Source organism: Actinoplanes sp. M2I2 (genome assembly GCF_023544445.1).
Taxonomy (GTDB): Bacteria; Actinomycetota; Actinomycetes; order Mycobacteriales; family Micromonosporaceae; genus Actinoplanes.
Genome location: NZ_JALPVJ010000026.1, coordinates 96954 through 123133 on the forward strand (window position 1 = coordinate 96954; position 26180 = coordinate 123133).

A 26180-nucleotide genomic window follows, 5' to 3' on the forward strand; every position below is an offset into this window, starting at 1 on the left:
ACACGGCTTCGGCGACCCTGAGATCAACGCGGCATGTGCCCGGCTGAGCGGGGAAGGCGTCCTGGGGGAAGTGGTCGAGGGCCGGTGATACGCGCTCGCCGAGCCGTCGTGAGGCCCGCGCCTCAGCGGTTGTCGCCGCTGCCGCCCAGCAACCCGCGTGCTTCGCGACTGGCGAGCTTCGCCAGGTTGGCCGCGGCGATGTCGTCCAGCGACAGGTCGAGGTAGTCGGCGAGCGCCGCCACGTACCAGAGCACGTCGCCCAGTTCCTTGGCGATGTCGGCCCGGTCGATCAGCGTCTCGTCGCTGTTCCGGTCGCGGACCCACTTCTTGAACTTCTCCGCGATCTCACCGGACTCGCCGACCAGGCCCAGCACCAGGTGGAGCAGCTCGTTGGGCTTGTCCCGCGGCGCGGCGGTGCGCAGGCACGCCGTCCGGCAGGCCTTCTTCCTGTACGTCTGGGAGCCCGGCGGCAACCGGGTCGAGCCCTGCAACGCCGGGGCCGGGCTGCTGCCGGCGCCCAACCACCGGATGATCACGTGGACGGAGGCCGAGCGGGCAAAGGGGAGGCGTGGGGCCTCAAGACGAGCGACACGTTCCACGCCCACGGCACCCCACCGGTGGGAGCCGGGGCGTCGACCCGTGGCGGAAACCGGTCGCTGATGAGGGGGAGGACGAGACGGTGGACGTGTACGAAGCCGTGGACAGCCGCCGTTCCGTGCGGGCGTTCAGCGACGAGCCGGTGCCCCGGGAGGTGCTCGTGAGGGTGCTGACAGCGGCGACGCGGGCGCCGTCGAGTGGGAACCTCCAGCCCTGGCGACTGTATGTCGTGACCGGTGAGCCGCTGGCCGAGCTGAAGCAGCGGGCGACGGCGCGGGCGCTGGCCGGGGACCCCGGTGACGACCGGGAGTATCCGATGTACCCGGCCGACCTGGCCCCGGTGTACCGGGAACGGTTCTCCGCGGCGGCGGGCCGGCGGTACCGGGCGCTGGGCATCGAGCGGGACGACCCGGCGCGGCCTATGAAGGTCGCCGCCCTGAACACGCAGGGCTTTGGGGCGCCGGCAGTGCTGTTCTGCTACCTCGACCGGACGATGGAGGCCGGCCAGTGGGGCGACGCCGGGATGTATCTGCAGACGGTGATGCTGCTGCTGAGGGCGGAAGGGCTGCACAGTTGCCCGCAGGTGATGTGGACGATGTACCGCCGGACGGTCGGCCGCATCGTCGGAGCCGGTGACGAACTCCTGTTGTACTGCGGTGTCTCGGTGGGATTCGAGAAGGAAGGCGTGCCGCGGATGCGGACCGGCCGGGTGGAGCTGGGCGAGACGGTGAGCTTCATCGGGTGACGGGGTTTCAGCGGCGGTCGCTGATGGCCACCGGCGGGAAACGGCGACCAGGCGTGGACGGCGGTCCGGCCGCGCCGTTCGCAGGTCTTCGCCGGGCGGGCCGGGCTGAGTAGGCTGCGGCTCATGATCAGAGCTCGTCGTCTGGGCGAAGGTGACCTGGTCGCGCTGGTGTCGCCGTCGGGGGCGAGTGAGCCCGGCCGGGTCGCCGCCACCGTCGCGGCGCTCGAGGGGTGGGGTCTGCGCGTCCGGCTGGGCGAGCACGCCGGCGGGCGGCACGCGTTCTTCGCCGGGACCGACGACGAACGGCTCGCCGACCTCAACGGCGCGCTGCGCGACCCGGCCGTGCGCGGCGTGTTCTGCCTGCGGGGCGGTTACGGTCTGCAGCGGATCGTCGACCGGGTCGATTTCGCCGCCGTGCGCGCCGATCCGAAGGTGGTGCTGGGATTTTCCGACATCACCGCCCTGCACGCGGCCCTGTGGCACGAGGCCGGACTGGCGACCGTGCACGGCCCGACCGCCGGCCAGTTCGACCGCGGCCCGGCGTCCCTGACCGTGCGGGCGGCCCGGCGGGCGGTCACCGGGGGCGACCCGGTCGCGGTCACCGCGACCCGGGCCGAGCCGACCTACGCCGTCCGGGTCGACGGGGTGGCCTCGGGAACGCTGCTCGGCGGCAACCTGTCGCTGCTGGCGAGCACGGTCGGCACCCCGCACGCCCTCGACCTGACCGGCGCCATCCTGCTGCTCGAGGAGGTCGAGGAGCAGCCCTACCGCGTCGACCGCATGCTCGTGCAGCTGCGCCGGGCCGGCTGGCTGCGCGACCTGCGTGGCGTCGCCGTGGGCCAGTTCACCCGGTGCGCCGACACCAACCCGCATTACCCCCCGATCCTGGACGTCCTGCGAGAGCACCTGACGCCGCTCGGCGTGCCGGTGCTCGGCGGCCTGCCGATCGGCCACGGCGACGAACAGGTCTCGGTGGGCCTGGGTGTCCAAGCCTGTATCGACACGGCGGCCGGCACGCTCGTCGTCGACCCGGCCGTGCGCTGACCGGGGTGATGCGAGGCTATTTCTCGGCCCACACGCCCAGTTCGTTGCCGCTCGGGTCGGCGAAGTGGAAGCGACGGCCGCCGGGGAACTCGTAGGGACCCTCGACGACCCGCCCGCCCGCGGCGCGCACGGCGTCGGCCGACGCGTCCAGATCGGACGAGAACAACAGCACCAGCGGACCGCCCACGCCGACCGGCTCGCCGGCGCTGAGCCCGCCCACCTCGCCGCCGCCCGGCCCCGGGCGGCGGATGCCCGCGTAGCCGGGGCCGTAATCGGTGAACTGCCAGCCGAACGCCTCGGCATAGAAGCGCTTGGCCTCGGCCAGATCGCCCACCGTGAACTCGATGTAGTCGAGGGCGTGATGCTGGTGTGTCGTCTCGTCGCTCATGCCGGCATTCTGCTCGCGGGGTACGACACTTTTCCCGCTCCGGTCGGTCAGGGCTGGTTGGTGAGGTATCCGCCCATGGTCGTGAAGTAGTCGCGCGCGGCGAGCTCGACGCCGTCCTCGGTGCGGACCCGGGTGATCAGCAGGCCCGGGTTGCGGCCGTGCCGCGCGTCGGCGCCGGCCACGACGGCCACGCCCTCGCCCTCACGGTAGAAGATCCGGCCGGGAGTGCCGCCGTACCTGTTCTCGGACACCTCGGCCGCCAGGACGGCCAGCCGCTTGCCGCGGTGGTAGGTGTAGGCGCTGGGATAGGGCTCGCACTGGGCGCGGACCAGCCGGTCGAGATCCTCGGCCGGCCAGGTCCAATCGATGCGGCAGTCCTCGTCGGCCCGCTTGTGGAAGAAGCTCGCCTTCGAGCGGTCCTGCTTGACCCAGTCGGTGCGGCCCGAGGCCAGCAGGGCCAGGCCGTCGACGGTGATCGGGCCGAAGAGCTCGAGCGTGCGATGGAAGAGATCGGTCGTCGTGTCGCGCGGGCCGACCGGCACCGCCCGCTGCAGCACGATGTCACCGGCGTCGAGCGTGTCGTCCATGATGTGCGCGGTGACGCCGACCTCCTTCTCACCGTTGATCAGGGCCCAGATCAGGGGCGAGAAGCCCGCGTACGCGGGAAGCAGTGAGTCGTGCACGTTGAGCGTGCCGAGCCGGGGGAGGGTGAAGATGCGCGGCGGGATCCAGGTGCGCCAGTTGGTGGCGACGATGACGTCCGACCCGGCCGCGCGCAACTGCTCGAAGAGCTCGTCGTCGTCCGGGCGGTTGCGCAGGACGACCGGCACCCCGTGCTTCTCGGCCAGGTCGGCGACCGAGTCGTCCCAGATCTTCTCGTAGGCGTGGTCGCTCCTGGGATGAGTGACGACGAGCGCCACCTCGTGTTCGGAGTCGAGCAGCGCCTGGAGGGTGCGGTGGCCCCAGGTCTGGTATCCGAACATGGTGACCCGCATGGGCAATGTCCTCCTTCAGAAGATGTCCTCATTGGACTGGAGCGCCGTTCGATGCGTCCGGTGTTCACGGCGGAGCCTGATCGTACTATAGTTAGCCTTGCCTAAGTAACGACGCAGCGTGTTCGTCGAGGCACTTCCTGTCCAGGGAAGTTTCCGTTTCCGTACCCCGGGCGGGACCCGGCCACGTGATGGGACATCTATGTCAGAGGAACCCTTCGACGGCGAGCGGCCGGTGCACGACCTCGTCGGTGTCGGATTCGGTCCGTCCAATCTGGCCTTGGCGATCGCGATCACCGAACACAACGCGAATCTGCGATGGGCGCCGGGCGCGAACGCCGTGACCGCCACGTTCGTGGAGCGGCAACCGCACTTCGGCTGGCACCGGGGCATGCTGCTCGAGGACGCGACGATGCAGGTGTCGTTCCTCAAGGATCTGGTCACGCTGCGTAACCCCAAGAGCGACTTCAGCTTTCTCTGCTACCTGCAGAGCCGGGACCGGCTGATCGACTTCATCAATCAGAAGAACTTCTTCCCGACCCGGATGGAGTTCCACGACTACCTGCAGTGGGCGGCCGAGCTCGTCGACGGCGACGTCGCCTACGGCCGCGAGGTGGTCGCGATCGAGCCGGTGTTCCGGGGCGACGAGGTCGCCTTCTTCGACGTGGTCGCGGCCGATGTGACCGGCTCCGCGGAACCGCTGGTGCACCGGACGCGCAACCTGGTGCTCGGCACCGGCCTGGTCCCGCGCCTGCCCGAGGGCGTCGTCGCCGACGATCGCATCTGGCACACCCGCGACCTCCTGCCCAGCGCCGAGAATCTCAAGGCGCGGACGTCACCGGCCGAGCGCTTCGTGGTCGTCGGCGCCGGGCAGAGCGCGGCCGAGGCGGTGGACTATCTGCATCGGGAGTTCCCCCGGGCCGAGGTGAACGCCGTGATCACCCGCTACGGCTACAGCCCGGCCGACGACAGCGCCTTCGCCAACCGGATCTTCGACCCGGCCGCGGTGGACGACTACTTCGTGGCCTCGGCCCAGGTCAAGCAGATGATGCTGGACTACCACGGCAACACCAACTACTCGGTCGTCGACCAGGATCTGATCGAAGACCTGTACCGCCGCGTCTACCAGGAGAAGGTGCGCGGCGAACAGCGACTGCGCCTGCTCAACGTGTCCCGGGTGACCGAAGCCGTGCGCGTCGGTGACCGGGTGCGCACCGTGGTCGAGTCGATGATCACCGGCGACCGTACGGTGCTGGACGCCGACGCGGTGGTGTTCGCGACCGGCTACCGGACGCCGGATCCGTCGGCCCTGCTGGGCGATCTGGCCGCGGAGTGCCGGCGTGACGAGGCCGGCCAGATCGTCGTGTCCCGCGACTACCGGATGGACACCAGCGCCCGCATCCGGGCCGGCGTCTATCTGCAGGGCGGCACCGAGCACACCCACGGCCTCTCGTCCTCGCTGCTGTCCAACACGTCGATCCGGTCGGCCGAGATCCTCGACTCGATCGTGCAGCACACCGAGCTGGCCGCCGACCCGATCATGATGGCGGCCCGGCGCCAGGTCGCCCGGTCACGGGCCTGACCGAGGGTCAGACGGCCAGGTGATGCCGGCCGGTCGGGATGATGAGCGGAGTGCGGCTGACCGGGTCGACGGTGATCTGGCAGACGACGTCGAAGACGTCGGCCACCACCTCCGGGGTGATGACGGCGGCCGGGTCGCCCTGCGCGACGATCCGGCCGGCCTTCATCGCCACCAGGTGGTCGGCGTAGCGGGCGGCCTGGTTGAGGTCGTGCAGCACCATCACGATGGTCCGGCCGTCGCGCCGGTTGAGGTCGACCACCAGGTCGAGGACGTCGATCTGGTGGGACAGGTCGAGGAACGTCGTCGGCTCGTCCAGCAGCAGGACCGGGGTCTCCTGCGCCACGGCCATGGCGATCCAGGCGCGTTGCCGCTGCCCGCCGGAGAGCTCGTCGATCGGGCGGCGGGCCAGGTCGGTCATGTCGGTGGCGGCCAGGGCGGCCGTCACCGCGGCCTCGTCGGCCGGCGACCACTGCTGCCACCAGCTCTGGTGCGGGGAGCGGCCCCGGCTGACCAGGTCGACCACGGTCAGGCCGGCCGGGGTAACGGGGGACTGGGGCAGGATGCCGACCTGACGCGCGACCTGACGGGTCGGCATCGTGTGGATGGCCTTGCCGTCGAGCCGGACCGATCCGGCGGCCGGCGCCATCAGCCGGGCCAGCGCCCGCAGCAGCGTCGACTTGCCGCAGGCGTTGGCGCCGACCACCGCCGTGATCCGGCCGGTCGGCAGGTCGAGGTCGAGGTCGTCGACGACGATCCGGCCCGGGTAGGCCAGCCGCAGCCGCTCGGCCCGCAGGTCGGGTTGGTGCGCCATCATCGTGAGCCTCCGGAGTCTTGGCAGGTGTGCTCGGACACGTCTCAGCCCCCGGAACCGGCTCGGTTGGCCCGCGCCAGCAGCCACAGCAGGAAGGCCGCGCCCAGCGCGCCGGTGACGACGCCGACCGGCAGGTCGGCGTCCGGCAGCAGACAGCGGGCGAGCAGGTCGCTCGTGAGGACCAGGAACGCCCCGGTCAGCGCGGACGTGACCGGCGGTGGGGTGGCCCGCCCGGCCAGTCGCTGGGCGACCTGCGGCGCGGCCAGGGCCACGAACAGCACCGGCCCGGCGGCCGCGGTGGCGAAGGCGACCAGCCCGACCCCGGCCAGCAGGAGGCCGATCCGGGCCCGCTGCACCGGTGTGCCCAGGCCGCGGGCCACGTCGTCGCCCAGCGCCAGAGTCCGGCTCCACGAGGTGAGCAGCAGGGTGACGGGCAGCAGCACACCGACCGCGACGGCCAGCGGCACAACCGTTTCCCAGCCGCGGCCGTTGATGCTGCCGACCAGCCAGCCGAACGCCTCCTGGGCCTCGTGGAGCCGGGCGTGGGTCAGCAGGTAGTCGGTGGCGCTGGTGCACATCCAGGAGACGCCGATGCCGACGAGCACGATGCGGTAGCCGCTCGCGCCGCGCCGCCAGGCCAGCAGGTAGATCAGGACGGCGGTGGCGAGCGCGCCCAGCACGCCCAGGGTCGAGCCGCTCAGTCCGGTGCCCGCGCCGAGCACGATCCCGCCGACCACCGCGGTGGTCGCCCCGGCGTTGATGCCGATCATGTCGGGGCTGGCCAGGGGGTTGCGGGTGATGGTCTGGAAGATGGCGCCCGAGACCGCGAACGCCGCCCCCACGAGCAGGCCGGTCAGCGCGCGCGGCAGCCGCAGCTCGCGGACGACGAATCCGGCCCCGGGAACGTCGGAGCTCACCAGGGCCCGCAGCACGTCGGGCAGGCTCACCGGGTAGTCGCCCACGGCGAGGCTGACGCACAGGACGGCGAAGGTCGCCCCGGCCAGGGCGAGACAGACGGCCACGGTACGCAGGGGCACCACCCCGGAGACCGGCGGGACGGCCAGCCGGAACGCACCCGGTCGAAGCGTGGAGTCGCGGGCCGCCATCAGAGCTCCACCGTCCCGCGCCGGCGGACCAGCGCGATGAAGAACGGGCCGCCCAGGAAGGCGACCACGATGCCGGCCTGCACCTCCTCGGGCCGGGTGACGACGCGGCCGACGATGTCGGCGAACAGCAACAGGCTGGGCGCGAGCAGCGCGGTGGCCGGCAGCAGCCAGCGGTGGTCGGGGCCGGTGATCAGGCGGGCGACGTGCGGCACGACGAGGCCGATGAAGACGATCGGCCCGGCGATGGCGACGGCCGTTCCGGCCAGCAGGGTGATCGCCAGGACGGCCTGCATCCGGATCGTGCCGATCCGCCGGCCCAGGGCGATCGCGGTGTCGTCGCCGAGCGCGAGGCTGTTGAGCGCGGGGCCGGCCAGCAGGGCGAGCAGCACGCCGGCGGCCAGGAACGGCGTCATCCGCCACAGCAGAGCGGGGTCGGCGCCGGTGAGCGAGCCGGCCGACCAGAACCGGAAGCGGTTCAGGGCCTCGGGTTGCCGCAGCACGATCGCGCTGGTGCACGAGCCCAGCAGGAACGTGAGCGCGATGCCGGCCAGCGCAATCTTCACCGGGGTGGCCCCGCCCTGGCCGAGGCGGCCCAGCACCTGCACCGCCACCGCGCCGGCGAAGGCCCCCACCAGCGCGAACCAGACGTATCCGGAAGCGGCGGTGACGCCGAGCCCGGCCACCGCGACCACGATGGCGAAGGACGCGCCGGCGCTGACGCCGAGCAGCCCCGGGTCGGCCAGCGGGTTCCGGGTGAGGCCCTGCATCAGGGCGCCGGCCAGCCCGAGGGCGAGTCCGACGAGGACGGCGCAGATGGTGCGGGGCACCCGGACGCCCCACACGATCGCCTCGACCTGAGGATTCGTGACCCGGGCGGCTGTCCGGTCGAAGACCGCCCGGAACACCTCGTCGAGCGGGACCGCCTTGCTGCCGGCGGCGAGCGACATCACGCAGAGAACCGCGAGGAGAGCCGCGGCGGCGATCAGGAGCACGACCCGGGCCCGCGGCACCGTCCCGGTGGGACGTTGCGCCGTCCTGGTGCTCACTGGGCCTCCGCGATCGACATGGACGTAATGCTAAGGGTTGCCTAACCATTCTGACCGACCCCGGGGCCCCTTGTTCGTTAGGTAAGGCTCACCTTACGATGAGCCGACCGTGTCTCCACGTCGGAGGGAATCCGTTGTTCACGTCGCCGAGATCCACCACGCACCCGCCTGCCACCCGCCGGATCCGGCCGGTCGCGGCGCGGATGACTGCCGCGCTGGCCGCGGCCGTCCTGGCTCTCAGCGGGTGTGGAGGCTCCGAGCAAGCCGCTTCCGCCCCCGGGGCGAGCGCCTCCGCGGGCACCGGCTTCCCGGTCAGCGTCCAGCACAAGTACGGCACGACCGAGGTCGAGGCCGCGCCGCAGCGGGTGGTCACCCTCGGTCTCAGCGACCAGGACCCGGTGCTGGCGCTGGGTGTCGTCCCGGTCGGCGCGATCGACTGGTTCCTCGAGCGCCCCTACGGCAAGTGGCCGTGGGCGCAGCCCCTCTGGGCCGGGAAGGCTCCCGAGATCGTCGGTGAGCGCGACGAGTTCAACCTGGAGAAGGTGGCCGCCCTCAAGCCCGACCTGATCCTGGCGCTGTATTCCGGCATGAGCAAGGACCAGTACGAGAAGCTCTCCAAGATCGCCCCGACCGTCGGCCAGCCCGTCGGTTTCGACGACTACGCGGCGCCCTGGCAGGACATGACCAGGCTGGCCGGCAAGGCGCTGGGCAAGGAGGCGAAGGCCGACGAGCTGATCGCCGGCATCGACGCCCAGCTGGCCAAGCTGGCGGGTGAGCACCCGGAGTTCAAGGACAAGTCGGTGGCCGTCGTGGAGCCGTACGAGCCGGGCAAGTACGCGGTCTTCGCGCCCAGCGACCCCAAAGTCGTGCTGCTGACCAAGCTCGGCTTCACCGTCCCGAAGGCCATTGTGGACGCGGCGGGCAAGGAGTACGCCGCCGAGATCGGCTCCGAGCAGCTGTCCCTGGTCGACGTGGACAAGCTGGTCTTCCTGACGGCCGACGCCGGCACCCAGAAGACCGTCGAGGCGGACAAGGTCTACAGCACGCTGAAGGTGGCCAAGGAGGACCGCGCGGTCTTCCTGCCGTACGAGGAACCGCCGCTGGGCGCCGCGCTGTCGTTCAGCACGGTCCTGAGCATCCCGTACGCGCTCGACCAGATGGTGCCCCTGCTCGCCGAGTAGGACGTCCGCCGGCCCGTTCATCCCGACGTCACCCTCGAGGGGCGGTACTTCGCTGTGCCCGAATTCGCGCGAACCGACGCTGTCGCGACGACCCTGGCCACCTGGCCCGAGCTGTTCTCGGTCCAGGTCCGCCGACGGCCCGAGGCAGTGGCCGTGGTGTACGAGGACATGGCGCTGACGTACGCGGAACTCGACGAGCGGGCCAACCGCCTCGCCCACGCGCTGATCGGGCGGGGCGCCGGACCGGAGCGGGTGGTCGGCCTCTGCCTGCCCCGGTCGGCCGACCTGATCGTGGCCGAGGTGGCGGTGCTGAAGGCGGGCGCGGCCTACCTGCCGATCGACCCGGAGTACCCGGCCGAGCGGATCGCCTATCTGCTGGCCGACGCCGCGCCGGTCTGCGTCCTGAGCACGGCCGAGCTGGCCCCCGTCCTGAACACGGACGCGGTGCTGCTCGACGAGCTCGACCTCGGCCGCGAACCGGCCACCGCGCCCGCCCCCGCGCTCACCGCGGCCAACGCCGCGTACGTCATCTACACCTCCGGATCGACCGGGCGTCCCAAGGGTGTCGTGGTGTCGCACTCCGGCGTCGCGAAGCTGCTCGCGACGGCCACCGAGCGGCTCGGCGCCGGCCCGCACAGCCGGGTGCTGCAGTTCGCGTCGCCCAGCTTCGACGTCGCGTTCTTCGACCTGTGCAACGGCCTGCTCACCGGGGGCCGGTTGGTGGTGGTGCCGGCCGACCGTCGCGTGCCCGGCCCGCCGCTGGCCGACTACGCCCGCGAGCACGGCGTGACGTTCATGATCCTGCCGCCCGCGCTTCTGGCCGCGATGCCCGCCGGTTGCGACCTGCCGGCCGGCGCCACGCTGCTGGCCGGCACCGAGCGGGTGTCGGCCGAGCTGGTCGCGCGGTGGGCGCGGGACCGGCCGATGTTCAACGCGTACGGGCCGACCGAGGCGACCGTCAACTCCACCCTGGGCCGCTGCGACCCGGCGACCCCGCCCGGCGCGACCGTGCCCATCGGGGTGGCCGATCCGGACACCCGGTGCCACGTCCTGGACGCCGCGCTGCGCCCGGTCCCGGCCGGCGGGACCGGCGAGCTCTACCTGGGTGGTTCCGGCCTGGCCCGGGGCTACCTGGGCCGGCCGGCGCTGACCGCGGAACGCTTCGTGGCCGACCCGTTCGGCCCGGCCGGCGGGCGCCTCTACCGCACCGGCGACCTCGTGCGGTTGCGCGAGGACGGGCGACTCGAGTTCGTCGGCCGCACCGACGACCAGGTCAAGGTGCGCGGCTACCGGATCGAGCCGGGCGAGGTCGAGTCCGTGATCGGCCGGCATCCGGCGGTCGCCCAGGTGGCCGTGGTCGCCCGCGAGGACCGGCCCGGCGATGTGCGGCTGGCCGCCTACGTGGTGCCGCGCCTGGACGGCCCGGCCGTGTCCGACGCCGCGCAGGAGCAGGTCGGACAGTGGAAGCACCTGCACGAGCTGCTCTACACGGCCGGGCGGACCGAGTCGTACACCGAGAACTTCACCGGCTGGAACAGCAGCTACGACGGGCTGCCGATTCCGGTCGAGCAGATGCGGGAATGGCGCGACGCCACCGTCGACGCGATCCTCGCGCTGCGCCCGCGCCGGGTGCTCGAGATCGGCGTCGGCAGCGGCCTGCTGCTGTCGCGCATCGCGCCGCTGGTGGAGGCGTACTGGGGGACCGATCTGTCCGAAGAGGCCATCCGCACGCTGCGGGGGCATTTCCCCGGCGTCGAGCTGTCGGCCCGGCCGGCCGACGACGTGACCGGGCTGCCCACCGGCTTCGACACCATCGTGATCAACTCGGTGGCGCAGTACTTCCCCGGCGTCGACTACCTGATCGACGTGCTCACCAAGGTGCTCGGGCTGCTGGCGCCGGGCGGCTCGGTGTTCGTCGGCGACGTCCGGCACCTGGGTCTCCTGCCGGCGTTGCGGGCCGGGATCGAGGCGCAGCGCCGTCCCGGGGCCGATCCGGCCGAAGCCTGGCCGGCGGTGCGGCGTGCCGTGCAGTGGGAGGGGGAGTTGCTCGTCGACCCCGACCTGTTCGCCACCCTGCCCGGGGTGACCGCGGCCGACGTCCGGGTGAAGCGTGGGCACTTCCACAACGAGCTGACCCGCCACCGGTACGACGTCGTGCTGCGCACCGCGGCCGCGGGCGATCCGGCGCCGGCCGACGAGGTCCGGTGGCGCGACCTGCACCTGGCCGGCGACCGTCCGTTGCGGGTCACCGGCCTGCCCAACGCCCGGCTCGGCGCCGACGTCGCGGCGCTGGACGCCCTCGACCCGCCATGCGATCCGGCGCCGTCCCCACCGGCGGTCGACCCCGAGGACCTGCACCGGCTGGCCCAGCGGCACGGCTGGACCGTGGAGGTCACCTTCACCGCCGGGGCGCGCGACGGCCGCCTCGACGCGGTCTTCACCCCGCCCGGCGTCCAGCCGCCGCCGGCCCACCGGCCCGCGAGCGTCAAGCCTTCGTCGTACGCGAACCGGCCGGCCCCGTTCCGCGATGCCAACGCGCTCATGACTGTCCTGCGCGCGCACGCCCGCGGCTGGCTGCCCGACTACATGGTGCCGTCGTCGTTCACCCCGCTCGACCGCATCCCGATGACGACCGCCGGCAAGGTCGACCGGGCCGCGCTCCCGGCCCCCGACTTCGCCGCCCTGACCACCGGCGGGGCCGCCCGCGACGCCCGGGAGGAGGTGCTCTGCGCGCTCTACGCCGAGGTGCTCGGCCTGCCCGAGGTCGGCGTGGACGACGACTTCTTCGCGCTCGGCGGCGACAGCATCGTGTCGATCCAGTTGGTGATCCGGGCCCGGCAGGCCGGCCTGGTCGTCACCCCGCGGCAGGTGTTCCAGCACCGCACCGTGGCCGCGCTGGCCCCGGTGCTCACGACCACCGGGGCCGACGCCGTGGACGACCCGGAAGCGGGCGTCGGCGACCTGCCGCTGCTGCCGATCATGGCCTGGCTCGACGAGTGCGGCGGCGACTTCCGCGCGTTCAACCAGTGGCTGCTCGTGCGCCTGCCGTCGGACACGGACCGGGACAGCCTCGTGCGCACGTTGCGGGTGGTCGCCGACCGGCACGACGCGCTGCGCGCCCGTCTCGTCCGGGCCACCGCGACCGCACCGGGCAAGCTCGTCGTCGCCCCGCCCGGCACCGTCGACACCGAGCAGTGGCTGCAGCGGATCGACGCCGCCGGGCTCACCGAGAGCCGGATCCGGGCGCTGGCCGACGAGGCGAGCCGGCAGGCCGCGAGCCGGCTCGACCCCGAGGCCGGCGTGCTGGCCCAGGCCGTCTGGCTCGACGCCGGCGCCGGCCGGCCGGGCCACCTGGTGCTGGCCGTGCACCACATCGTGGTCGACGGCGTCAGCTGGCGGATCCTGCTGCCCGACCTGGCCGAGGCCGCCGCGGGCGCCGCCCCGGCCCCGATCGGCACCCCGCTCAAGCGCTGGGCCGAGATCGCCACGGCCGAGGCGCACCGCCCCGATCGCCTGGCCGAGCTGTCCCACTGGCGCGAGCAGCTCACCGGCGACGACCCGGCGTTCGGGAGCCGTCCGCTCGACCTGGTCGGCGACCTCGGTTCCGTACGGCGGCTGACGTTGCGGCTTCCGGCCGACCGCACCGCCGCTCTGTTGACCAGCGTGCCGGCCGCGTTCCACGCCGGGGTCAACGACGCGCTGCTCACTGCGCTGGCGCTGGCGGTGACCGACTGGCGCCGTCGCCGCGGCGACGGTACGCCGCCGGTGCTCCTCGCCCTGGAGGGCCACGGCCGCGAGGAACAGATCGACCCAGAGGTGCGTCTTTCGCGCACCCTCGGGTGGTTCACCAGCGTCTTCCCCGTACGCCTGGATCTCGGCGCCGTGGACGTGCCCGGCGCGCTGGCCGGCGGTCCCGACGCCGGCGCCGCCCTCAAGCGCGTCAAGGAACAGCTGAACGCGGTGCCGGACCACGGCCTCGGGTTCGGGCTGCTGCGGTACCTCAACCCGGAGACGGCGGCCGTCCTGAGCGCGCTGCCCGTCCCGCAGATCAGCTTCAACTACCTGGGCCGCTTCGCCGTCGCCGCCGGCGCCGACGCGCCGTGGACCCCGGTGCCCGGCGCGGGCGTGCTGGCCGGCGGGTACGACGCCGAGATGCCGGTGGCGCCGTACACCCTGGAGGTCAACGCCTTCACCGAGGACTACCCGGACGGGCCGCGGCTCGGGGTCACCTGGGCCTACCCGGGCGACCTGATCGACGACGCGAGCGTCGCCGAGCTGGCCGAGGGCTGGTTCGCCGCGCTCGGCGCCCTGGCCGACCACGCGGCGCAGCCGGGTGCCGGCGGCTTCACCCCGTCCGACTTCCCGCTGGTGCGGCTGACCCAGGACGACGTCGACAGGCTGAGCGAGGCCGCGCCGAGCCTGTCCGACGTGCTCCCGCTGACCCCGTTGCAGCACGGCTTCTACTTCCACGCCAACGCCGGCGACGGGGACAGCGACCGGTACGTGGTCCAGCAGCTCGTCACCCTGGACGGGCCGCTCGACGCCGACGCGCTGCGCCGCTCCGTGCAGCGCGTGCTCGACCGGCACGCGCCGCTGCGGGCCGGCTTTCGGGAACTGGCCGACGGCCGCGTCGTGCAGGTCGTCGTGGACGGCGTCGCCGCGCCGTGGCGGGTGGCGACGCCCGGGGCCGGGGAAGAACTGGCCGAGGAAGAGCTGGCCGCGGAACGGGCGGCCGGGTTCGACCTGGCCACGCCGCCGCTGCTGCGCTGCCTGCTCGTGCGGCACGCCGACGACCGGCACACCCTCGTGCTCACCCACCACCACATCGTCACCGACGGCTGGTCGGTGGCCGTGTTCCTGCGCGACCTGCTGGCCGGCTACGCCCCGCACGGCGAACCGCCCCGGGCGGCGGCGGTCACCCCGTACCGCCGGTATCTGGAGTGGCTGGCCGGGCGCGACCAGAAGGCAGCCACCGACGCCTGGCGGGCCGCGCTGGCCGGTTTCGACGAGCCGGCCCTGCTGGCCGACCCGGCGGCCGTCCCCGGTCCGGTGCGTCAGGTCGCCGTCGAGCTGCCGGACGACGTCGCCCTCGGCCTGGCCCAGCGGGCGCGCGCGCACGGCCTCACCCTCGGCACGGCCGTGCACGGCGCCTGGGGTCTGCTGCTCGGCCGCCTGACCGGCCGGCGTGACGTGACCTTCGGCAGCACCGTCTCGGGCCGCCAGGCCGAGGTCGACGGCATCGAGTCGATGATCGGCCTGTTCATCAACACGATCCCGGTGCGGCTGCGCTGGAACCCGGCCGAGCCGCTGGCCGAGCTGCTCACCCGGCACGCCGGCGAGCACGCGGCCCTGCTCGACCACCAGCACCTCGGCCTGGCCGCGATCCAGCGGCTGGCCGGGACCGGCGAGCTGTTCGACTCGCTCGTGGTGCTGGAGAACTACCCCGACCTCTCCGGCGGGCACGATGCGGACGGCGCGCTGAGGGTCTCCGGGGTCTCGTTCCGCGAAGCGACCCACTACCCGGTCAGCCTGCTGGTGGCGCCCGGCCCGCGGCTCGGGCTCACCCTCGAGTACGACCCGGCCCGCATCGCGCCGGCCACCGTGGAGCGGATCCGCACCGGGCTGGGCCACGTGCTGGCCGCGGTCGTCCACGCCCCGGCCGAGCCGGTGGGCCGGATCGCGGTGTCCGGCGCGGGTGCGCCGGTTCTGGTGGGGCCTCCGGTCGACGTGCCCGCGACCACGGTGCCGGCCGCGATCGCCGCGCAGGCCGCCCGCACCCCCGACGCGGTCGCGGTGCTGGCCGGGGAGCGCAGTCTGACCTACCGCGAGCTGGACGAGCGGGCCGGCGAGCTGGCGGCCCGGCTGGTGGCCCAGGGCGCCGGCCCGGAACGGATCGTCGCGGTGGCCGTGCCGCACCGCGTCGAGCTGGTCGTGGCGCTGCTCGGCGTCCTGAAGTCGGGCGCCGCCTATCTGCCGCTCGACCCGGCCCAGCCGGCCGACCGGCTGACCGCCGTGGTGGCCGACGCCGGGGCGCGCCTCGCCGTGACCACGACCGACCTGGTGGCTGCCCTGCCCCGCCCGGCCGGGCTTTCCTACCTGCTGGTCGGCGACCGTCCGGTGGCCGCGCCGGCGGCGCCCGCAGCCGGCCCCGCGCAGCCCGGCCACGCCGCCTACTTGATCTACACCTCCGGCTCGACCGGCCGGCCCAAGGGCGTGGTGGTCAGCCATCGCGCGATCATGAATCAGCTCGAGTGGTCGCGGCGGCAGTTCCCGCTCGACGAGCACGACCGGATGCTGCAGCTCGCCCCGATCGGCTTCGACACCTCGGTGTGGGAGCTGTTCTGGCCGCTCTGCGCCGGCGCCGCCGTGGTCCTGCCGCCCGCGGGCGGCGCTCAGGACCCGGCCGAGCTGGCCGCGCTCATCGAACGGCACCGGGTCACCGCCCTCACCCTGGTGCCGTCGCTGGCCGCCGCGTTCCTGCTCTCCGACCAGGTGCGCGAGGACACCGGCTGGGCCGGCTCGCTGCGCTGGGTGTCCAGCGGCGGCGAGGCGCTGACCGGCGAGCTCGCGCGGCGGTGGCACACGCTGACCGGGGTCCGGCTTGACAATTTCTACGGCCCGACCGAGACCGCCGTGCAGGTCACGTGGTGGCCCAACGACGGCGCCCACGGCCCGGCCGTGCCGATCGGCGGCCCGGTCGGCAACACCTGCCTGTACGTCCTGGACGACCACCTGCAGCCCGTGCCGGTGGACGTGCCGGGTGAGCTCTACGTGGCCGGCGCGCAACTGGCCCGCGGCTATCTCGGCCGCACCGGCGAGACGGCTTACCGCTTCGTCGCCGACCCGTTCGGGGCGCCGGGGGAGCGGATGTACCGCACCGGCGACCTGGTGCGCCGCGACGCCGAGGGCGTCCTGACCTACCTGGGCCGCGCCGACGACGAGATCAAGGTGCGGGGAGCCCGGATCGACCCGGCCGAGATCGAGGCCTGGCTGGCCGCCCGGCCCGGCGTGGCCCAGGCCGCGGTGGCCGCGCGTCCGACCGGCACCGGCGGCGTCCGGCTGGTCGCCGCGGTGGTTCTCGCCGCCGGTTCGGCTCGGGCCGACGGGCCGGCCCTGCTCGCCGCGGCCGCCGCCGCGCTGCCGGCCGCGCTCGTGCCGTCGGCCGTCCACGTGGTCGAGGCGCTGCCGCTGACCGCGAACGGCAAGATCGACCGGGCCGCCGTCGCCGCCCTCGGGCCGGCCTCCGCGCCCGACCCGGCCCTCGCCCCACCGGCGGCCGACCGGCCGCGCGACGACCGCGAACGGGTGCTCACCGAGGTTTTCGCGGCCGTTCTCAACCTGGCCGGCGTCGGACCCGAGGACGACTTCTTCGCCCTGGGCGGGGACAGCATCGTCTCCATCGCCGTGTCGAGCCAGGCCCGTCGCCGGGGGCTGCCGGTCACACCGCGCGAGGTGCTCACCCGGCGCACGCCCCGGGCGATCGCGGCCGGCCTGCCGGAGTCACCGGCGCGGACGGAGGTCGCCGCGCCGGTGGAGGCCGACGGCGTGGGCGACGTGCCGCTGCTGCCGATCGTGCACTGGCTGCGCGACACCGGCGCCCCGATCGACCGGTTCACGCTGCCCGTGCTCGTGACCGTGCCCGCCGGGGCCGACGTGCCCGCGGTGCTGCGGGCGGTGCTGGACCGCCACGACGGGCTCCGGCTGCGGCTGCGCCGGATCGCCGGGGTGCTGTGGACCTTGGAGACCACCCCGCCGGGGCCGGCCGATCTGCTCCGCCGGGTCGACGTGTCGGCGCTGCCGGCCGACCGGCTCGCCGGGGTGATCGCCACCGAGACGGCCGCGGCCACCGACCGGCTCGATCCCGACGAGGGACGGATGCTCGAGGCCGTCTGGTTCGACGCGGGCGACCGCGCGGGCCGGCTGCTGCTCATGGCCCATCACCTGCTGGTCGACGGCGTCTCCTGGCGCATCGTCCTGGACGACCTGGCCACGGCGGCCGCCGGGACGCCGTTGCCTCCCGTGGGCACCTCGTTGCGCCGCTACGCCCAGGTCCTGCAGAGTCAGGCCCAGGCCCCGCAGCGGCTCGGCGAGCTCGAACACTGGATGCGGGTGCTGGCCCCGGGGGCCGACCTGCTGCCCGGCACGCCGCCGCCCCCGCCCGGCGCGTCCGCCCGGCGGCACACGGTCCGGCTCACCACGGCCGAGACCCGGACGCTGCTCACCACCGTGCCCACCGAGCTGCGGGCCGAGATCACCGAGGTGCTGCTGGCCGCGTTGTACCGCGGGGTCGACCGCTGGCGCGGCGCGACCGGCGCGGAACTGCTGGTCGAGATCGAGCGGCACGGCCGCGAGGACCTCGAGCCCGGCCTGGACCTCGCGCGCACGGTCGGCTGGCTCACCGCGGTGCAACCGGTGCGCCTCGACGACTCGGTCGCGACCATCGGCGAGCGGCTCCGGGCCGCCCCGGACGGTGGCCTCGGCTACGGGATGTTGCGTCACCTCAACGCCCAGACGGCGCCGATCCTGGCCCGGGCGGCCGCGCCGCAGGTGCTGTTCAACTACTACGGCCGCTTCCCGGCCGGCACCGGCGAGCCGTGGACCCCGGCCGCCGAGGAGCTGCCGACCGACGTCAACGGCGGTCTCGCCCTGGCCCATCTGCTGCAGGTCGACGTCGTGTGCGCCGAGACCGCTCACGGCCCGGAGTTCGTGGCCACCTGGACCTGGGCCGACGGGCCGCTCACCGGGGACGACGTCGCCGCCGTGGCCGACGGCTGGGTCGCGGCGCTGCGCGAACTCGCCGGCGGCCGGACGCTGCTCGCCCTGCCCGGGGCCGAGCTGGCCCGGGTACGGGAGATCAGCCGGTCCCCGGTCGGCGACGTCTGGCCGTTGTCGCCGCTGCAGGAGGGGCTGTACTTCCACGCCAGCTACGACGCCGCCGAACTCGACGTCTACACCGGACAGGACGCCTTCGACCTGGGCTACCGCGTCGACCTCGAGCGGCTGCGCCGGGCCGGGGCCGCGCTGCTGGCCCGCAACGACGGCATGCGGGCCGGGTTCGCCAGCGACGGCCTGAGCCGGCCGGTGCAGTTCGTGCCGGACGGCCTGGCCCTGCCCGTGGACGAGGTCGACCTCAGCCACCTCGGCCCGGCCGAGTGCGAGGCGGCGGTGGCCGGCGTGCTGGCGGCCGACCGCACCCGCCGGTTCGACCTCGCCGACCCGCCGCTGTGCCGGCTCACCCTCCTGCGGCTGCCCGGTGACCGGGACCGGCTGGTGGTCAGCCACCACCTGATCCTGTGGGACGGCTGGTCCGAGGAGCTGTTCGTCGAGCAGCTGTTCACGCTGTACGAGCGGGACGGCGACGCCACCGGGCTGCCCCCGGCCGGCTCGTACCGGGACCACCTGGCCTGGCTGGGCCGGCAGGACACCGCGGCGGCGACCGGGCACTGGCGCGACGCCCTGGCCGGGCTCACCGAGCCGACGCTGATCGGGCCGGCCGACCGCAACCTCGCCCCGGCGCTGCCCGAGCGCCACGCCATCGACCTGCCGGAAGCGCTGAGCGACCGCCTGCGCGAGGCCGCCCGGGACCACGGTCTGACGCTCAACACCGTGTTCGGCGCGGCCTGGGGGCTGGTGCTGGGCGCTCACGCCGGACGGAACGACGTCGTCTTCGGCATGACCGTGGCCGGGCGCCACGGCGACGTGCCGCTGGTCGACAGCATCGTCGGGCTGTTCCTCAACACCGTGCCCGTACGGGTCGCGCCCGACCCCCGCGAGTCCGTCCTCGACCTGCTGCGCCGCCTGCGGGACCAGCGCCTCACGCTGATGGACTACGACCACGTCGGACTGGCCGACATCCAGCGGGCGACCGGACATCCCCGGCTCTTCGACACGCTGTACGTGATGCAGAACTTCGTCGACGAGAACGAGTCGGCCGATCTGCGCGGCCGGCACGGCATCGAGGCCGTCGAGGGAGTGGACGCCACCCACTATCCGCTGACGCTGGTCATCACCCCGCGCCGCCGGTTCCGGATCGCGCTCGACCACCGGCCCGAGGTGGTCGACGGCCCGGCCGCGCGGGCGCTGCTGGACCGTCTGGCCGGCGTGCTGGAGCGGATCGCGGCCGGCCCGGACCGGCCGGTCGGCGCGCTCGACCTGCTCACCGCGGACGACCACCGGCTGCTGCGGGAGGACTGGGACCGCACCGTCAACCCGGTCGGCGCCGACACCGTGGCCGAGCTGCTGGCCGACCAGGCCGCCCGCACGCCGGGCGCGGTCGCGCTGGTGGCGGGCGACCAGCGGCTCACCTATGCCGAGCTCGACGAGCGGGTCACCGGGATCGCCCGGCTGCTGCTGGCCCGGGGAGCCAGACCGGAGAAGGTCGTCGCGCTGGCCCTGCCCCGGACCCTGGACATGGTGGCCGCCCTGTTCGCGGTGCTGCGTACGGGAGCCGCTTATCTGCCCCTGGAACTGGACCTGCCGGCCGAGCGGCTCGCTCTGATGCTGGCCGACACCGAACCGATGTGCGTGCTCACCCACTCGGCGGTGACCCGGTTGCTGCCACCGGGCGCTGTCCCGGTGCTGGAACTGGACGCGCCGCTCGAGTACCCCGACGTGCCGCTGCCCGACAACCGCGGTGACCTGAGCCGGCTCGAGCACCCGGCGTACATCATCTACACCTCCGGCTCGACCGGGCGGCCCAAGGGCGTCGTCACGCCGTATCGCGGCCTGACCAACATGCAGCTCAACCACCGCGAGGCCATCTTCGGGCCGGTGGTCGAGGCGGCCGGGAGGCGGCTGCGGATCGCGCACACCGTCTCGTTCGCCTTCGACATGTCGTGGGAGGAGCTGCTCTGGCTCGTCGAGGGCCACGAGGTGCACGTCTGCGACGAACAGTTGCGGCGGGACGCGGCCGGGCTGGTCGCCTACTGCGACGAGCACCGCATCGACGTCGTCAACGTGACCCCGACGTACGCCCACCACCTCATCGAGCAGGGGCTGCTCGAGGACGGCGAGGGCCGGCACCGGCCGCCGCTGGTGCTGCTGGGCGGCGAGGCCGTGCCCGACCAGGTCTGGGCCCGGCTGCGCGACACCGAGGGGGTCACCGGCTACAACCTGTACGGGCCGACCGAGTACACGATCAACACGCTCGGCGGCGGCACCGGGGACAGTGCCACCCCGACGGTCGGCCGCGCCATCTGGAACACCCGCGCCTACATCCTCGACCCGTACCTGCGCCCGGCCGCCCCGGGCGCGCCGGGTGAGCTCTACATCGCCGGGATCGGCCTGGCCCGCGGCTACCACCGGCAGACCGGGCGGTCGGCGGAACGGTTCGTGGCCGACCCGTACGGCCGGCCGGGGGAGCGGATGTACCGCACCGGCGACCTCGTGCGGCGGCGCCCCGACGGCAACCTCGACTTCCTCGGCCGCACCGACGACCAGGTGAAGATCCGCGGGTACCGGGTGGAGCTGGGCGAGGTGGAGTCGGCGATCGCCGGTCACCCGCGGGTGACGCAGGCCGCCGTGGTGGTCGACCCGGTCAAGCGGCTGGCCGGCTACCTCGTCCGTGGTCCCGGCTGGGCCCCGTCCGAGGACGACGCCGTGCTGCGCCAGGTGCGCTCGTACCTCAAGGAGCGTCTGCCCGGCTACATGATCCCGGCCGGGCTGGTCGCGGTGGACCGGCTGCCCCTCACGGTCAACGGCAAGCTCGACATCCGGGCGCTGCCGGCCGCCACGGTGCAGACCTCGGCGGCCGGCCGGCCCCCGTCGACCCCGGCCGAGACCGCGCTCTGCGACATCTACGCCGACCTGCTCGAGGTGCCGAGGGTCGGCGTCGACGACGGCTTCTTCGACCTCGGCGGCCACTCCTTGCTGGCGATCCGCCTGGTCAGCCGGGCCCGGACGGCGCTCGGGGCGGAGCTGTCGATCCGCGACGTGTTCGAGGCCCCGACGGTGGCCGAGCTGGCCGCCCGCCTCACCGGCGGCGCGGGCGCGAGGCCGGCGCTCCGGCCCGCGTCCCGGCCCGACCGGCTGCCGCTGTCGTTCGCGCAGCGCCGCCTGTGGTTCCTCGACCGCGCGCAGGGTCCGTCGGCGGCCTACAACTTCCCGCTGACGCTGCGGCTGCGCGGCCCGCTCGAGGCCGGCGTGCTGCACGACGCGCTGCACGCCGTGGCCGGCCGGCACGAGGTGCTGCGCACCGTCATCGAGTCCGCCGACGGCGAGCCCTACCAGCGCGTCCTGCCGTTCGAGCAGGCCCGCCCGCCGCTCGAGGTGGTCGACGGCGCCGACGTGTCCGAGGTCGCCGCCCGCCCGTTCGACCTGGCGGCCGACCTGCCGCTGCGGGCCACGCTCATCCGCCGCGGACCCGAGGAGCACGTGCTCGTCCTGCTGCTGCACCACATCGTCACCGACGAGTGGTCCGACGGCCCGTTCCTGGCCGACCTCGCCACCGCGTACGCGGCCCGGCGGGACGGCCGGGAGCCGGACTGGGCGCCGCTGCCGGTCCAGTACGCCGACTACACGCTGTGGCAGCGCGAGCTCCTGACCCAGGTGGCTGCCGAGCAGCACGCCTTCTGGCAGTCCACCCTGGACGGCGTCCCGGAGGAGATCGCGCTGCCCCTGGATCGTCCCCGCCCGGCCGAGCCCGGCGCGGCCGGCGACGAGGTGAGCGTGGAGCTGCCGGCCGACGTGGTGCGCGGGCTGCGCCGGCTCGCGACCGAGGCCGGAGCCAGCCCGTTCATGGTGGCCCACGCGTTGACCGCAGCCCTGCTGCACCGCGTCGGGGCGGGCGACGACATCCCGCTGGGCGCGCCGATCGCCGGCCGCACCGAGGAGGCGCTGCACGACCTGGTCGGCTTCTTCGTGAACACGCTCGTGCTGCGCACCGATCTGAGCGGAGACCCGAGCTTCGCCGGCCTGCTGGCCCGGGTGCGCGACGCCGACCTGGCCGCCTTCTCGCACCAGGACGTGCCGTTCGAGTCCGTCGTCGAGGTGGTCAACCCCCCTCGGTCGCTCTCGCGGCACCCGCTGTTCCAGGTGATGGTCGTGCACCGCCAAGCGGCCGGGGCGGTCACCCTGGCCGGCCTCGAGGTCGGCGACGAGCCGCTGAACACCGGCACGGCCCGGTTCGACCTCGTGGTCGAGCTGGCCGAGCACGGGGGTGACGCCATGACGGCCCGGCTCACCTACCGCACCGAGCTGTTCGACCGCTCGACCGTCCAGGTGCTGGCCCGCCGCCTGGTCGCGCTCGCCTCGGCCGCGGTGGCCGACCCGGGCGCCCCGGTGATCGGGCTGGACATCCTGGTCGGCGACGAGCGTGAGCGCGTGCTGCGCGGGTTCAACGACACCGCCCGTACGGTGGAGGAACTGAGCCTGTCGGCCGCGTTCGCCGCGCGGGTCGCCGCCCGGCCGGACGCTCTCGCCGTGGTCGACGGCGATCGCACGCTGACCTACGCCGAGCTCGCCGACCGGGCCCGCAGCCTGGCCGGGGTGCTGCACGAGCGCGGGGTGCGGCCCGAGAGCGTGGTCGCCGTGGCCACCCCGCGGTCGCTCGAGACCATCGTGGCCGCGATGGGCGTGCTCGAGCTGGGCGCCGCGTTCCTGCCGCTCGACCTGCAGCACCCGGCCGACCGGCTGGCCTTCATGCTCGCCGACTCGGGCAGCCGGCACGTGCTCACCACGTCCGCCGTGGCCTGCACCCTGCCCGGCGCCGACGGGGTCGAGCGGATCCTGGTGGATGCCCCGCACCCGGCCGCCGGGGAGCTGCCGGCGCCGCCGGACGGGATCGGGCACGCCGCGTACGTCATCTACACCTCCGGCTCGACCGGCCGGCCCAAGGGCGTCACCGTCACCCACGAGGGCATCGGGAGCCTGGTCGCTACCGCCCAGGACCCGATGGGCGTCACCGCCGGCAGCGGCATCCTGCAGTTCGCCTCGATCGGGTTCGACGTGTTCGCCTTCGAGCTGGCCATGGCGCTGTGCACCGGGGCGCGGCTGGTGATCGCGCCCGACGAGGCGCGCACGCCCGGGCCGGCCCTGACCCGGCTGCTCTCCGCGTACGGGGTGACCCACGCGATCCTGCCGCCGTCCCTGGTCGCCGCGCTGCCGCCGGGGGCCGGGCTGCCGGCCGGGCTCACCGTGCTGGTCGGCACCGAGCAGGTGCCGCCCGAGGTGATCTCGCGGTGGGCGGCCACCCTGCGGCTGTTCGTCGCGTACGGCTTGACCGAGGCGACCGTCAACTCGACGCTGTGGCGCGCCGTTCCCGGCTGGACCGGCGCCGTGCCGATCGGCGTCCCCGATCCCAACACCGTCGCCTACGTCCTCGACCGGCGCCTGCGCCCGGTGCCCCCGGGCGCGGCCGGCGAGCTCTACATCGCCGGTCGCGGCCTGGCCCGCGGCTATCTCGGCCGTCCCGCGCTGACCGCGGAGCGGTTCGTCGCCGACCCGTACGGCGAGCCCGGCGCCCGCATGTACCGCACCGGTGATCGGGCCCGGTGGCGGGCCGACGGCCTGATCGACTTCCTGGGCCGGGTGGACGACCAGGTGAAGATCCGCGGCCACCGCATCGAGCCGGCCGAGGTGGAGGCGGCCCTGGCCGCTCACCCCGACGTGGCGCAGGCCGTGGTGGTGGTCGACGGCTCCGGCGACGCGACGCGCCTGGTCGGCTACGTGGTCGCCGCGGCCGGGCCGGTCGACCCGGTCGCCGTGCGCGACGACCTGGCCGCCCGGCTGCCCAGCTACCTCGTCCCGGCGCTGATCGTGGCCCTGGACGGCGGGTTGCCGCGCACCCCGAACGGCAAGGTGGACCGGCGCCGGCTGCCCGCCCCGGACTGGACGGCCCTGGTCGGCGACGCGGCGCCCCTCACCGAGGCGCAGGCCCGGCTGGCCGAGCTGTTCGCCGAGATCCTCGGCCTGCCCCGGGTGGGGGTGGACGACAACTTCTTCGCCCTCGGCGGGCATTCGATGTCCTGCATGCGGTTGATCGGCCGGGTCCGGTCCACCTTCGGCGCCGACCTGGCCGTCCGGGACGTGTTCGACACGCCGACCGTGGCCGGCCTGGCCCGGCTGGTCGACCGGCCGGCCTCGGACCGGCCCGCGTCGTCCGACCGGCCCCCGCTGACCGCGCGGGCCGCGGACCAGGTCGCCGACGGCCGGGCCGCGCCGGTGCAGCGGCATCTGTGGCGGGAGCACGAGGCGGCCGCCCCGAACGGGGGCTGGGACCTCGCCCTCGCGTTCCGGGGCGACGGCCTGGACGGCGACGCGTTCGCGGCCGCCCTCGACGACGTGGTCGAACGGCACGCGCCGCTGCGCACCGGCTATCGCTGGGCCGGCGGTGACCTGTGGCGCGTCGACGTCGACCGGCCGGTGCTGGAACGCCTCGGCCCGAGCGACGAGCCCCTCGACGACCGGCTCACCGCGCTCAGCCGGGAGACCGTCGACCTCACCGGCCGGGCGCCCTTGCGGGCCCGCCTGCTCGCCGACCGCGGCGGGGCGAGCGCGGTGCTGCTCACCGTCCACCACCTCGGCGTGGACGAGTGGTCCGTGGTGCCGCTCGTCCGCGACCTGGCCACCGCCTACGAGGCTCGGCGGGCCGGCCGGGCGCCGCGGTGGGCGCCCCTGCCGGTCGACTACGCCGACTACACCCGCTGGCAGTACGAGCTGCTCGGTGACCCGGCGGACCCGGCCGGCCGGCAGGCCCGCCAGCTCGCATGGTGGCGCTCGTCGCTGACCGGCCTGCCCGGTGTCGAGCTGCCCGGCGCCCGGCCGCGACCCGTCGGGACGACCGGCCGCAGCGGGCTGGTGCCGATCGTGTTCGACGGGGCGACGCACCGCGCCGTGGACGAGCTGGCCCGGCGTACCGGCACGAGCATGTTCATGGTCTTGCAGGCCGCGCTGGCGGCGCTGCTGACCGGCTCGGGCGCCGGCACCGACCTGCCGATCGGGGCGCTGGTCGCCGGTCGGTCCGAGCCGGTCCTGGCCGACCTGGTGGGCTGTTTCCTCAACACGGTGGTGCTGCGGACCGACACCACCGGGGACCCGACGTTCGCCGGGTTGCTGGCCCGGGTCCGCGAGACCGACCTGGGCGCGCTGGACCGGCAGGACCTGCCGTTCGACGCGTTGCCGGCCGCGGTGGACGGGCTGACCCGGCCGCCGGTGATGATCGTGCACCACGAGGAGGCCCGGCTGGCCGGGGTCGGCGGTGACAGCGTCCGGATCGAGTCGCTGACCACCGGCGCGCTCCGGGCCGGCCTGACCCTGAGCTTCTACGAACCGGTGGACGACCGCCCGGTGCACTGCGACGTGGAATACGCGGCCGACCTGTTCGACCACGCGAGCGCCGTGGCGTTCGGCGAGTCGTTCCGGGCTCTGCTGACGGCCGCCCTGGCCGACCCCGATCGGCGCCTGACCGAGCTGTACGACGACGTGGAGAGGACGATCCGATGACCAACCCCTTCGAAGACCCCGAGGGCCGGTACGTGGTGCTGGTCAACGACGAGGACCAGCACTCGCTGTGGCCCTCGTTCGTCGACGTGCCGGCCGGCTGGAGGGTCGTCTATGGCGAGGAGTCGCGGGCGGCGTGCCTCGACTACGTCGAGAAGACGTGGACCGACCTGCGTCCCCGGTCGCTGCGGGAGCGGATGACGGCCGACTGACCGCCCGGCGCCGCGTCCCGGTCGGCGCCGGGACGCGGT

12 protein-coding genes are annotated in these 26180 nt (G+C 74.2%); 6 read left to right on the forward strand and 6 right to left on the reverse strand.

Going from position 1 to position 26180, the window contains the following annotated elements:
- Window positions 1–122: 122 nt before the first annotated feature.
- Window positions 123–521: a nucleoside triphosphate pyrophosphohydrolase family protein gene (locus tag HJC40_RS38115; RefSeq protein WP_250008412.1), complete on the reverse strand. Its 399-nt coding sequence runs from the start codon at window positions 519–521 to the stop codon at window positions 123–125.
- A gap of 158 nt (window positions 522–679) precedes the next feature.
- On the opposite strand from HJC40_RS38115, the gene HJC40_RS38120 reads away from it, so the two are divergent.
- Window positions 680–1342 carry a nitroreductase gene (locus tag HJC40_RS38120; RefSeq protein ID WP_250008413.1) on the forward strand — a complete coding sequence of 221 codons (663 nt, stop codon included), beginning with the start codon at window positions 680–682 and terminating at the stop codon, window positions 1340–1342.
- Between the two features lie 123 nt (window positions 1343–1465).
- Window positions 1466–2386 (forward strand): LD-carboxypeptidase, encoded by a 921-nt coding sequence (locus tag HJC40_RS38125; protein ID WP_250008414.1) that lies wholly within the window; start codon window positions 1466–1468, stop codon window positions 2384–2386.
- Window positions 2387–2402: 16 nt separating this feature from the next.
- On the opposite strand, the gene HJC40_RS38130 is transcribed toward HJC40_RS38125, so the two are convergent.
- Window positions 2403–2774 (reverse strand): VOC family protein, encoded by a 372-nt coding sequence (locus tag HJC40_RS38130; protein WP_250008415.1) that lies wholly within the window; start codon window positions 2772–2774, stop codon window positions 2403–2405.
- Window positions 2775–2821: 47 nt separating this feature from the next.
- The gene (locus tag HJC40_RS38135) at window positions 2822–3769 is read right to left on the reverse strand and encodes a methionyl-tRNA formyltransferase (RefSeq protein WP_250008416.1); all 948 of its coding nucleotides are present in this window, start codon (window positions 3767–3769) and stop codon (window positions 2822–2824) included.
- A 199-nt stretch (window positions 3770–3968) separates the two neighbouring features.
- Here HJC40_RS38135 and HJC40_RS38140 point away from each other — a divergent pair, with 199 nt between their 5' ends.
- Window positions 3969–5348, forward strand: coding sequence for a lysine N(6)-hydroxylase/L-ornithine N(5)-oxygenase family protein (locus tag HJC40_RS38140; RefSeq protein WP_250008417.1), 1380 nt, complete (start codon window positions 3969–3971; stop codon window positions 5346–5348).
- A gap of 7 nt (window positions 5349–5355) precedes the next feature.
- Here HJC40_RS38140 and HJC40_RS38145 read toward each other — a convergent pair whose 3' ends face one another.
- From HJC40_RS38145 to HJC40_RS38155, 3 genes are read right to left on the reverse strand one after another with little or no spacing between them, the layout of a single operon-like run.
- The gene (locus HJC40_RS38145; protein ID WP_250008418.1) at window positions 5356–6159 is read right to left on the reverse strand and encodes an ABC transporter ATP-binding protein; all 804 of its coding nucleotides are present in this window, start codon (window positions 6157–6159) and stop codon (window positions 5356–5358) included.
- Between the two features lie 44 nt (window positions 6160–6203).
- A complete protein-coding gene (locus HJC40_RS38150) occupies window positions 6204–7265 on the reverse strand; it encodes an iron chelate uptake ABC transporter family permease subunit (RefSeq protein ID WP_250008419.1) in 1062 nt (353 codons plus the stop codon).
- Window positions 7265–8311 carry an iron chelate uptake ABC transporter family permease subunit gene (locus tag HJC40_RS38155; RefSeq protein WP_308200990.1) on the reverse strand — a complete coding sequence of 349 codons (1047 nt, stop codon included), beginning with the start codon at window positions 8309–8311 and terminating at the stop codon, window positions 7265–7267. Before HJC40_RS38155 ends, HJC40_RS38150 begins: the two co-directional genes overlap by 1 nt.
- Before the next feature lie 203 nt (window positions 8312–8514).
- Between HJC40_RS38155 and HJC40_RS38160 the strand changes: the two genes are divergently transcribed.
- The 3 genes from HJC40_RS38160 to HJC40_RS38170 are packed head-to-tail and all read left to right on the forward strand — an operon-like array spanning window position 8515 to window position 26141.
- The gene (locus HJC40_RS38160; RefSeq protein WP_250008420.1) at window positions 8515–9492 is read left to right on the forward strand and encodes an iron-siderophore ABC transporter substrate-binding protein; all 978 of its coding nucleotides are present in this window, start codon (window positions 8515–8517) and stop codon (window positions 9490–9492) included.
- Window positions 9493–9546: 54 nt separating this feature from the next.
- On the forward strand, window positions 9547–25932 hold the full coding sequence (locus HJC40_RS38165) for a non-ribosomal peptide synthetase (RefSeq protein WP_250008421.1): 16386 nt from the start codon (window positions 9547–9549) through the stop codon (window positions 25930–25932).
- A complete protein-coding gene (locus tag HJC40_RS38170) occupies window positions 25929–26141 on the forward strand; it encodes an MbtH family protein (protein WP_250008423.1) in 213 nt (70 codons plus the stop codon). Before HJC40_RS38165 ends, HJC40_RS38170 begins: the two co-directional genes overlap by 4 nt.
- Window positions 26142–26180: the final 39 nt, after the last annotated feature.

Bases quoted from the DNA above. Each gene is read 5' to 3' on its own strand.
- HJC40_RS38130 (WP_250008415.1), bottom strand. From the start codon at position 2,774: ATGAGCGACGAGACGACACACCAGCATCACGCCCTCGACTACATCGAG.
- HJC40_RS38135 (WP_250008416.1), bottom strand. From the start codon at position 3,769: ATGCGGGTCACCATGTTCGGATACCAGACCTGGGGCCACCGCACCCTC.
- HJC40_RS38140 (WP_250008417.1), top strand. From the start codon at position 3,969: ATGTCAGAGGAACCCTTCGACGGCGAGCGGCCGGTGCACGACCTCGTC.
- HJC40_RS38170 (WP_250008423.1), top strand. From the start codon at position 25,929: ATGACCAACCCCTTCGAAGACCCCGAGGGCCGGTACGTGGTGCTGGTC.
- HJC40_RS38145 (WP_250008418.1), bottom strand. From the start codon at position 6,159: ATGGCGCACCAACCCGACCTGCGGGCCGAGCGGCTGCGGCTGGCCTAC.
- HJC40_RS38125 (WP_250008414.1), top strand. From the start codon at position 1,466: ATGATCAGAGCTCGTCGTCTGGGCGAAGGTGACCTGGTCGCGCTGGTG.
- HJC40_RS38150 (WP_250008419.1), bottom strand. From the start codon at position 7,265: ATGGCGGCCCGCGACTCCACGCTTCGACCGGGTGCGTTCCGGCTGGCC.
- HJC40_RS38160 (WP_250008420.1), top strand. From the start codon at position 8,515: ATGACTGCCGCGCTGGCCGCGGCCGTCCTGGCTCTCAGCGGGTGTGGA.